Annotated in this window: 2 protein-coding genes; one reads left to right on the forward strand and one right to left on the reverse strand. The window is 55.8% G+C overall.

Features of this window, described 5'->3' with window-relative positions:
• The first annotated feature begins 55 nt into the window (after nucleotides 1-55).
• Nucleotides 56-538, forward strand: a complete 483-nt coding sequence (gene rssC / locus AC1DRJ_RS28145) for an anti-sigma factor antagonist RssC (protein ID WP_046026968.1) — start codon at nucleotides 56-58, stop codon at nucleotides 536-538.
• Nucleotides 539-678: 140 nt separating this feature from the next.
• Here rssC and AC1DRJ_RS28150 read toward each other — a convergent pair.
• Nucleotides 679-1,277 (reverse strand): transaldolase family protein (locus AC1DRJ_RS28150; protein ID WP_477805021.1); only part of this gene is annotated, 599 nt, incomplete at its 5' end.

Below are 1,277 nucleotides of genomic sequence, written 5' to 3' on the forward strand. Positions count from 1 at the left end.
AGCTTGGGGAGATGCCGGATGATATCGCCCTGTTGGTGTTGAGCAGGAATCTTTAATGAGTACCGGTAGAATCCAGTTCGCCGAGCAGGACGGCACTTTCGTCCTGAAATTCGTAGGTGAAGTTCGCCTGACCCTGTGTTCGGCGTTGGATGCGACTATTGATCGGATCTTCACCGCGTTGAATTTCAACGCGATCGTGATCGACCTGACCGAAACCCGTAGCATCGACAGCACCACCCTTGGTTTGCTGGCCAAATTGTCGATTCTGTCGCGGCAAAAAGTCGGCCTGCTGCCGACTGTCGTCACCACCCACGAAGACATTACCCGGCTGCTGGAGTCTATGGGCTTCGAGCAGGTGTTCAACATCGTTGACCAGCCTGTGCCGTGCCCGGAATGCCTGGACGACCTGCCAGACCAGGACCAGTCCGAAGAAGTGGTACGGATCAAAGTCCTCGAAGCACACAAAATCCTCATGGGCCTGAACGATTCCAATCGTGAAGCGTTCCATGACCTCGTGAATGCGCTAGAGCGTCACTGATCGCTTGGAGTGATGTGGGTCCTGCCTGTCACCATTAGTCAGGCCGGTCAGGCTCGGAGTTAGCCCAAATCAAACCACCCAAACACAAAAAAAAGGGCGAACCATTGAGGTTCGCCCTTTTTGCATCGTCTGGGGCTAGATCACAACTTGGCCTGCAACAACGCCTCCAGCTTCTCCTGATCCCGAGCAAACTGACGAATACCCTCAGCCAGTTTCTCAGTCGCCATCGCATCCTCGTTGGACAACCAGCGGAACTGCGCTTCATTCAAGCTCAAACGCGCTTCACCTGCATGCCCAGGGGTCAGCTTGCGCTCCAGCTTGCCAGTATCCGCCGCCAGCTTCTCCAGCAGGTCCGGGCTGATGGTCAAGCGGTCACAACCGGCCAACTGCTCGATCTGACTCAGGTTACGGAAGCTCGCGCCCATCACCACAGTCTTGTAGTCATTGGCTTTGTAGTAATTGTAAATCCGCGTCACCGACTGCACGCCCGGATCATCCGCGCCGGTGTAGTCGTTGCCATTGGCTTTCTTGTACCAGTCGTAAATCCGGCCTACGAATGGCGAAATCAGGAACACACCGGCATCGGCACAGGCCGCTGCCTGAGCAAAGGAGAACAACAGCGTCAGGTTGGTCTGGATGCCTTCTTTTTCCAATGTCTCTGCGGCGCGGATGCCTTCCCAGGTGGAGGCGATCTTGATCAGCACGCGGTCACGACCAATGCCGGCGTTGTCGTATAGCT

The organism is Pseudomonas sp. P5_B2 (assembly GCF_056400445.1).

Excerpts from the sequence above, each read along its gene's own strand:
- rssC (WP_046026968.1), top strand. The coding sequence starts at position 56 with ATGAGTACCGGTAGAATCCAGTTCGCCGAGCAGGACGGCACTTTCGTC.